At 54.2% G+C, this 8471-nt stretch carries 8 protein-coding genes; 4 read left to right on the forward strand and 4 right to left on the reverse strand.

What is annotated here, in order from left to right; genetic code table 11:
• Positions 1-108: 108 nt before the first annotated feature.
• From ACGYLX_RS18800 to ACGYLX_RS18815, 4 genes are all read right to left on the reverse strand, one after another.
• Complete coding sequence (locus ACGYLX_RS18800) at positions 109-1725, reverse strand: condensation domain-containing protein (protein ID WP_394451236.1); 1617 nt, start codon at positions 1723-1725, stop codon at positions 109-111.
• Positions 1726-2231: 506 nt separating this feature from the next.
• Entirely contained in the window at positions 2232-2543 is a 312-nt protein-coding gene (locus ACGYLX_RS18805; RefSeq protein ID WP_394451238.1) for a hypothetical protein, read from the reverse strand.
• A 271-nt stretch (positions 2544-2814) separates the two neighbouring features.
• A complete protein-coding gene (locus ACGYLX_RS18810) occupies positions 2815-3114 on the reverse strand; it encodes a CcdB family protein (protein WP_322346589.1) in 300 nt (99 codons plus the stop codon).
• Positions 3101-3364, reverse strand: a complete 264-nt coding sequence (locus ACGYLX_RS18815; RefSeq protein ID WP_394451239.1) for a hypothetical protein — start codon at positions 3362-3364, stop codon at positions 3101-3103. Before ACGYLX_RS18815 ends, ACGYLX_RS18810 begins: the two co-directional genes overlap by 14 nt.
• 422 nt (positions 3365-3786) lie before the next feature.
• Between ACGYLX_RS18815 and ACGYLX_RS18820 the strand changes: the two genes are divergently transcribed.
• The 4 genes from ACGYLX_RS18820 (at position 3787) to ACGYLX_RS18835 (ending at position 7303) form a co-directional block, all read left to right on the forward strand.
• A complete protein-coding gene (locus tag ACGYLX_RS18820) occupies positions 3787-4677 on the forward strand; it encodes a hypothetical protein (protein WP_394451241.1) in 891 nt (296 codons plus the stop codon).
• A 410-nt stretch (positions 4678-5087) separates the two neighbouring features.
• Positions 5088-5336: a DUF1902 domain-containing protein gene (locus ACGYLX_RS18825; protein ID WP_322346583.1), complete on the forward strand. Its 249-nt coding sequence runs from the start codon at positions 5088-5090 to the stop codon at positions 5334-5336.
• Positions 5336-5530 (forward strand): type II toxin-antitoxin system HicA family toxin, encoded by a 195-nt coding sequence (locus tag ACGYLX_RS18830; protein ID WP_394403772.1) that lies wholly within the window; start codon positions 5336-5338, stop codon positions 5528-5530. Before ACGYLX_RS18825 ends, ACGYLX_RS18830 begins: the two co-directional genes overlap by 1 nt.
• 327 nt (positions 5531-5857) lie before the next feature.
• The gene (locus ACGYLX_RS18835; protein WP_394403775.1) at positions 5858-7303 is read left to right on the forward strand and encodes a mannose-1-phosphate guanylyltransferase/mannose-6-phosphate isomerase; all 1446 of its coding nucleotides are present in this window, start codon (positions 5858-5860) and stop codon (positions 7301-7303) included.
• The last annotated feature ends 1168 nt before the right edge of the window (positions 7304-8471 follow it).

Raw genomic sequence — 8471 nt, forward strand, 5'->3', positions numbered from 1 at the left:
GAATAGGTCGCCAGAGGACCGGCCTTCCATCAGTTGGTCTAATAGCTTTTTGTCGATGCTCATACGTGGGTCTCCTTATAGAGCAGTTACCACGCCAGAGCACAAAATTCAGGACAGTCCCAAGGCCGCGCCTGCTTTCCAAATCGCGAGAATGGCCACCACGAAGGCCGGGCTGCGTGTGGCGCAGATGCCAACCACATCGCCGTGAGCGATCCCCCGATCTATAAGACGTTGGGCGAGCGCATTGGCTGCTGCATCAAGCTCGCCGTAGGTTAGTTTGCCGCCCCCAATCCGCTCTAAAGCCATGCGGTCAGGCCAGTGAGTTGCTTGTCGTTCAAAGGCGGTGATGCAACAGGGCTCAGATACTCTTGTATCTGTTGCGCTGGCGAGGAATTCGAGACGCTGCCTCTCGCCTTCATCGAGCATGGAGAGCTGGGCCAACTGTGTTGTCGGGGGGGCATGCGCCAGCTCGCAGAGCAGGTTCTTTAAGTAGCGGGCCAGGCGAGGGGCTTGGGGCACCTGTTTGCCGTCATACTCCACCTCGAGCCGCAACGCCTCATCTTGATAGGCCGCGACAGTAAGGGGAAGGTCATCCTCTTCATGCAGCTCCACGCGGCGGTGTTGCCATGCGTCGCCATAGTCTTGCATGCGCACATCAAGAGAGGCTGTCTCGAACATTAGCGAAGATTCAAGCAATGGTTTGCCTGGTGGAACATTCGTAAGACGCCGCAAACCTGCGAGCGGTGTATGTTCAAAGGGGCGTATCTCAAGCTGACCTTTGCGGACGCTACGCAAGAGCGTGCCGATGGATAGGTCTTGGTCCAGCTTAACGCGAAAAGGGACCGTAACGATGAAGCACCCAAGGGCAGTTTTGGTGTTCTCAAGCAGGTGTCTTCCGCTGAGAGTCATGCCAAAGACAGCATCCGCGCGGCCTGTAAATCGCGCAAGCACAATGCCCCAAGCTGCGCAAACCACTGTGCTGAGGGTCACACCCGTGGCTTTTGCCAAGGAAACCAGAGCTTTTGTTTCGTGCGTAGTTAACTGCTGGATCAGTGTCTCTTTACGACCTGGCTCTTGGCGAAAATCAATGAGGCCCGTGTCACCCTCCCAGTCATCAAGGGTTCGGGCAAAATAAGCTTCTCCCGCGGCATGATCCAAAGCTTCCGATATAGCGCAGTGATGCAAGAAGGCGTCGTTTGAAACCTCAGGCGCAATAGGCGAAGGACGCCCGACCTCTATGGCCTCATAGTTGGTAAAGGCCTGAGCCAATAGAGGAGCGAAGCTGCGCCCGTCGAGCAAAGCGTGCGGGAAAGACCAAACTAAGATACTGGAGGTCGGCCCGGTCCGTATTAGGGTGAGCCGAAAGCAGGGGGCTGCGTCGAGCGGGCAGCCTTTGGCGCGGTCAGTTTCCAGAAATGTTTGAAGCTGTTGGCGTATATCATCCGGTGAGACAGGAGCCCAATCGAGCGTTTCGACGGCCACATCTTGAGGCGTCGCTATATGCTGTGCTGGAGGTGCTGCTCCCCGTGAATGTATCGCCAGCCGGAGGACGGGAGACTGTTCAACGAGACTTTGAAACGCCGCCACAAGGATGTCGGGGTTCAAGCATTCTTGAGCAAGGTGGCAGACAATTTGTTCAAGATATAACCATGGCCGCTTTGAAGATGCGGCCACCATAGCCTCTTGAACAGGCGTCAGGGGCACGGACTGGGTTTGGAAATTCACTCGTAAAATCTCAACGTTTAATATTGACCAGCATAAGCGCATTGCGCCTAAAAAAGAATACAATTTCTACGTGATGACCGCGCAGGGGGCATTTTTATATAGCTGTGCGCCGCCGGATGCCTCTTGGCTGAATTAGAGGGTCAGCGCAAAAGCATGGCTCCGCATGGCCGGGAGGGATGGCGAGTATGCATATGTTTAAAAGGGGAAATGCGATCCTGAGCAGCTGAGGCTGGCGAGGCGTACCGGGGGTGTGACGGCCGCGGGCATATCCTGGGTGTCAGCTTGCGCCACAGTCACTGGAGCGGCAGTAGTTTGTACAGCATAGGCTTTATCTAATGCTGCCAAGTGGTGCCCTATGGTAAATGTCATCGAGGCCATAAATGCGCCTGTGATGATCGCGCGGAGGGGCCGCCCACCCGACGCGCGCTTGTTCGAAAATATGTTCATTCCCTCGCTCCCGGCCGCTCGCTTAATAGGGGAATGTGGGGAAATTAAGACCTTAAAGCTTATTGATATTTTTTAAAAGCCTCACCTCCAGCAGGGTCGGCAACGAAGTCAAAGAATGCGGCCGCGGGATGTGCGGCGTGTAAGCGTTCAAATAAGTCTTGTGCTTCAGAAAGCTGAGAAAAGATTTGTTCTGCAAGTGCAATATATACGCTTTCTTGAGGTTCCCCTTGTGCAACGCAGACCACGAAGTCGCCTCTTTCTGCCGCAAAGCGGTAGGTTTCATTGTCAGGGCTGAGCTCAGCAAGGAGACTGGCAGGAACCAGATCGATCCTAAGACTTTGAGAGTAGAAATTCGCGATCTTTTTAAACACTGGGCCAGGTACCTTTTTGCATAAGATCACATTATGAAATGGGCGACTTATCCGCAACGTGCGTCAAAGAAACAGCGGACTGCGGACGTTCGCGGCCATACCGCTCGACAGCCGCCTATCCGCTCGATGAAGAGGGCGTGCGGAAGGCTACCTATTAGCAAGCTTGCTCAAATCGCGGTCATTCGGAGGCGGCCTGCGCCTTGCACTTGACACGGACCATCAAACCGAAACGGCGCGCATTTTCGGCGCCGCCTGAATGCGAAGGGGTTATTTATAGCCCCCAAAGAATCGCATAGAGACCATCCATCACCTTGTGTCCCTCTTCCGCAGAAAGCTGATGGACTGGGTCAAGGTGGCGTATTCGATTGGCCTCGACGGTGAGTGGCATGTGGGTTCGAATGCGAAAAGCGCTACTCGCAATTTTTGTATCAACGGTGAGCTTCGACAGTGGCGGAAGCTCGTCGTTTGGCAAGACCGGCAAAAGGACGACTGTGTTTAGATCTAGTAAATGATCGGCTTGAACAACCAGGTAGAGATCACCAGCGATTTCGAAGATGTCAAATTTCTGCATCGGGCCCTGGGTGGTTTAGGGCCAAATGAGCGCCTGGGACGCCGCTGCTTTTGATCTGCTCTGCTTCATCGGCAATCGCAACTTCATTCTCGCGGAACCATGCAGCAGCGCGCTTTTGAGGGCTTCCAGCCGCCATATCCGCGGCAACAAGGGTTTTGATATAATCGGTCGTGCTTGTGCCTCGGGCAGCTGCCCACGCTTTTAGTTGTGCTTTTTCATCAGGGTGCAGTCTTATTGTCAGATTGCTCATGAGGCCTCCAGCATCATTATGCACTAACGATATACACCTGATGTCAGTGCGCTTCAAGTTGCGAATATGTTTCGGCTGCCGAATGTAGCTTCCCATCACCCGCGCGCAGAGCGCAGCTTGGTATGTTTCGGTTTAATAAAGCAAAAAGCTCCTTCGGTTCGGTGGATTGGAGAAAGCCAGTCGGTCGGGCAGATATCTTGGCCAGAAGAAGCTCCTCTTTTACGGCGTCTTAATTCCAGGGAAAGTTCTCCGCTAAAACTGCTGATTGGTCGATGCGCGCCCCATAAACCCCTGCCAGAGTGCCAAGCAATAAACCATTGCTACGAGTGTTCAGTACGGGTTGCGGCCACCTAACCGTTTGGGTGTATCGTTCTAAAAGTGTGCCCCCTTGTTGATCGGCTGAGCGAGCAAAGGAAGTTGCTATGGAGAACTATCGTGCGCACCGCGGTGCTGAGACAGCAGATGCGAAAGCAATGCGCGATAGGGCTAATCACACATTGATACATCTGGTCGCTGTGATGGAGGCGGAGTTTTTGGCGCCAAAGCAGTTGCGGCATCTGCCCGAACAAGCGCGTCCTGAGCAGGCTCTGAGGGATATCCCACCAAACTGGTTCTCGAAACCTTTAGCCGGGGTGGACTGGCGCGCTTTGGCTGCAGAAGCGCGCTGCGAGATTGAAAGCTATGATGAGCTGCTCTTTTGTTTGCATGCCGTGCGAGAGTTCAAATCCCAAGCAGCTGCACTGAATCTATGGTTGGGTGCAGGTAAGGATGGGCTACTCTCACCTGAGAATTTCAAAGAGCAGATGCGAAGCGAGATACAAAGGCTGCAGGCGACTATTGCGATGATCGCACTGGGGTGTGACGCTTTGCCCGTCGCGGCACCTCTTCCAAGAAGAGAGCAAGATGAGCCTATGCTGTCGGGTCTGCGAAGGCCTTACGTTTATCAGTTTAGGAGCTCTGCAACGGAAGCGTTTATCAAGAGCTGGAGGTGGAAGGATACTTTGCTTGCGGCCTCTGAAAGCTACGCCTCAGGCTATATCCCGCGGTTGTTGGTTTTTGAGGATGTTGGAGCCTCCGCTTTGCTGCGCTTGGAGAGGTCTTACGCAAAGTTTGGCGGTAACGTCTTCTCTGGCGAGGTGGCGTGGGAGCATGTCGCTGCAGGGGCGGACGAAGATATACAGCGTTTCATAGCGCGTTATTGTCGTGATCCATTTGCGCTTGTGCCTGCTATGCGTCCAGCCCCGCTCTGGGAAGGAAAGTTGGATTCTGAGCGCCCGTCGTGGACAAAAACAGCCCTCCAAGGCCGCTGTTGAGTGCCGCGGACTGTTTAATCTTTCCTTGAGATTCCCACGATGATTTGGATCGCACTGGAAGTGTTGGGGACCAGATTTATGGTCGGGGGGCGGCTACTCCATCAGTCCTGCGTTGCGCGCTTTGGGGCACAGAAAGTACAGTAGGGGTGCTCATCTGCGCGGTCATTGTGTTATGGACGGGGCGAGGGGATTAGAGCCGCGGGGCAGGACAAAGGCCAGTTTATTCGGGCGCTGTGGCCAAACGAATGTGTGCCTGGGTTCATGGGCAGTAGAATGATTGGTGTTCACATTTTTTAGTGAAGTCTTGTCTAAGTGATTGCATCACGCCATATCATAACGAGGAGTCAAAGGTAATGTTGGCTCTGGATCAGCCTGCGCAGAAGGCTAAAGCTTATGACGAGGAACTGTAAATGCGCTTTTATGTCAAAGCTTTGTGGGATGAAGACGCGAAGGTGTTCTACTCTGAATCGGACATCGTAGGCCTCCACATTGAGGCCGCTACGATTGCCGAGTTCATTGAACTGATGGAAGATTTAGCGCCGCAGATGGTGTTGGATAACCATGTTACCAAGCAAGACTTAGCCAAGAAGTCGCTGATTGATATGGTATCGTCCATTATCTTTCAGCCGCCAAGTCACGGTTCGTTTGCCGCTGCGTAATGGTCAAGGGCTTTTATAACGACGTTGTTGAGTTGCTTGCATCTGCTGGCTATAAAATGAAAAAAGGTGGGAAAGGATCCCACGAAAAATGGAAGCATAAGAGCCGGCCTACTTTGACGGTGCCGCGAAATATGCTCAGCAAACACACGGCCAACAGCATTCTCAAAGATGCAGGTCTGCCAAAGCTCCCCTAATTTCTGTGCCGAGTGCGCCATCGGGTTGGCAGAGAAATTTGACGTTTGAGGTCGGCCAGCTTGCACGTGCCTACTGGCGCCTGAAAATTGTCTGTAGCCCTGCCCCGCAAGCTTTCGGCGACCGGAAGCCAACACCGATGCATCAACGATGAAGTTGGGCGTATCTTCACGCTGCGCCACTGGGGTGGTATTCCCGGTGCCTCTGTCGCGACCCATTAAGATTCCCACGATGATTTGGATCGCACTGGAAGTGTTGGGGTGCCAGATCTATGGTCTGGTAAGAGCACACCAGAATGCCGTCCATTTTTGACCCACAAGGATATTTTTATGCCTCATGTTGTTCACCCGATCCTTTTGGCTGGCGGCTCGGGGACGCGGCTTTGGCCGCTATCGCGCAAGAGCTATCCAAAGCAGTTCGCAAAGTTGATGGGGGACAGCAGCCTGTTCCAAGCGTCTGCGCAGCGGCTGAGCGGAGAGGGGTTTGCGCCCCCGGTGATCCTGACGGGGGCTGACTTTCGTTTTGTTGTTACCGAACAACTGGCGGCTGTTGAGATTGCGCCTGCGGGCATTCTGATTGAGCCTGAGGGGCGCAATACGGCGCCAGCAATCTTGGCCGCGGCTTTAAGTCTGGAGGCCAGGGCTCCCGAGGCACTGATGTTGGTTGCGCCGTCAGATCATGTGATCCCCGACGCGGCAGCCTTCCGAGCGGCGGTGCAGGCTGCGACTTCTGCCGCGCAGGACGGTCAGCTTGTTACATTCGGTATCCGCCCGGACCGCCCAGAGACGGGCTATGGGTGGCTTGAGATGAGCCAACCAAGCGCAGATTTTGATGCCGTGCCGCAGCCGCTTAAGGGTTTTGTCGAAAAGCCTGATCTCGCGACGGCGGAAGTCATGTTTAAGGGGGGACAGTATCTGTGGAATGCAGGTATTTTCCTATTTTCGGTCAAAGCGATCATCGCTGCTTTTGAGGCCCATGCCCCTGAAATGCTCGCGCAAGTGCGTCTCTCAGTGGAGCAGTCTGAGCAGGATCTTGGCTTTACGCGACTGGCACCGGAGGCTTGGGCACAAGTTGCCGATGATTCAATTGACTATGCGATCATGGAAAAAGCTGAGAACCTGACCGTGGTTCCTTACAGCGGCGCTTGGTCTGATTTGGGCGGCTGGGACGCTGTTTGGCGTGAGGCTGGACCGGATGAAACGGGTGTGGTGACAACATCGTCGGCGACGGCGATTGATTGTCACGATACCCTGTTGCGCGCGGAGGACCCACAACAACAACTGGTTGGTATTGGCCTGAAGGACATCATTGCGGTGGCGATGCCTGACGCGGTGCTGGTCGCGCATAAAGATCGGGCTCAGGACGTTAAGAAAGCGGTGGCTGCATTGAAGGCCAAAGGGGTGGCGCAGGCGGAAACGCTGCCGCGCGATTATCGGCCTTGGGGCTGGTTCCAGAGCCTTGTTGTGGGCGGCCGCTTCCAAGTTAAAAAGATTTCAGTGCACCCGGGTGCGGCCTTGAGCTTGCAAAGCCATCATCATCGCTCGGAACACTGGATCGTCGTGGAGGGTACGGCAAGGGTGACCATTGGAGATGAGGTGAAGCTCGTAAGCGAAAACGAGTCTGTCTACATTCCGTTGGGCGCAACGCACCGTATGGAGAACCCTGGCAAGGTCCCGATGGTTTTGATCGAGGTACAAACCGGCAGCTATCTGGGGGAGGATGACATCATTCGTTACGAAGATGTTTATGCGCGCGGGCAGGGGGCAAAGGGTTAACTTTGGCTCTAATTGGTTTGCCTAAACGAGATAGAGAGGTGTGCTTGGAGGCTGGTTTAGGCCTCTAAGCGCACGGCTTTGGCAGGCGGAATGGCTTTACTGAAATCGGACCGGGGGCTATAGGTTGAACTCCTTTACCTTGGAGGGGGTTCCCATGGTTCGAACAATTTTAGTTAGCAAGTACATCCAAGTTCAGGGCGCTTTTGTCCGGGCCTTGAAGAATGGCAACATCATTGTGTGCACCGGAAATGGGCAGTTTGAAGGACGGCCCATCTGATCTGGCGCTTTTGGCATCACATGTAGTGTTTGCAGTCACCGAGCATCCCGATGTGGCCGCAAGGCCGCATCTCATCGGTTTCTGGATCATACATCATTGGAAGCTCTCCTTTTTTATAGGGAGTGCAGGCGGAAATTAGGAGTATGGCCGCAAGAGCAATATACTTCATTTGTTCACTTCTTTGACGGGTTGTTCGAGTACTTTTTGTCTGGCTCTAATATACAAGTTTAATTTTTAGCGAGCCAAGGGGGAACTGAAGCCCATCTGGGACTATGCCCGCAGAGGCTTGTGACCTGTTCCTCTTTGGGCCCGCAGTATTGATTCCAAAGCATCTAGGAACGACAAGGTGCCAAAATATAAAGAGATGACCCTTGGGGAAGCCCCATTGGACCCCGAAATGCTATCAGAAGTGCTAGAGTGCCTTGAGCAGATGGGGATAAGGGACATCTCATCCACTCCCCGTCTGGCTGGATGCATTATGTCTGATGCAGCACTTGTGATCCGAGCGCTTGCAGATCGGGCGAAGGTTGGCGTTGAATGAGGGGGTAAGCCCGTGACGATTTGGTGCTGCGCTCTCAGTGTGTCGAGGCTGGATTGATTTTGGGAGAAGATTGTGGCCCGGCTAACTTGGAAAGAAGCTGATCGCACGCGAGGGGCAAAGAGCTGGCTGCTTCGCCCTATTTGTTGGATACTAGGCCATGGTTTTTACCAAGCGGATGGTGAAAGCTGGGTGGATGCCACTTTGGTCTGTCCCAGATGTGGGCAGAAACATGGTAGTGCCCCACCCCGTGGTGTAGGAGGCCGCGCGCGAAGCCATTGGCTTAGCGCAGCGCGCGGCCGGGCTGGCGGCCACCGCGTTTCTTCGTAGTCTGAGGTTGCTCAAAGACCGAC

Origin of the sequence: Sulfitobacter sp. 1A13496 (assembly GCF_043557225.1) — a bacterium.
In the GTDB taxonomy this organism is placed as follows: Bacteria; Pseudomonadota; Alphaproteobacteria; order Rhodobacterales; family Rhodobacteraceae; genus Sulfitobacter; species Sulfitobacter faviae.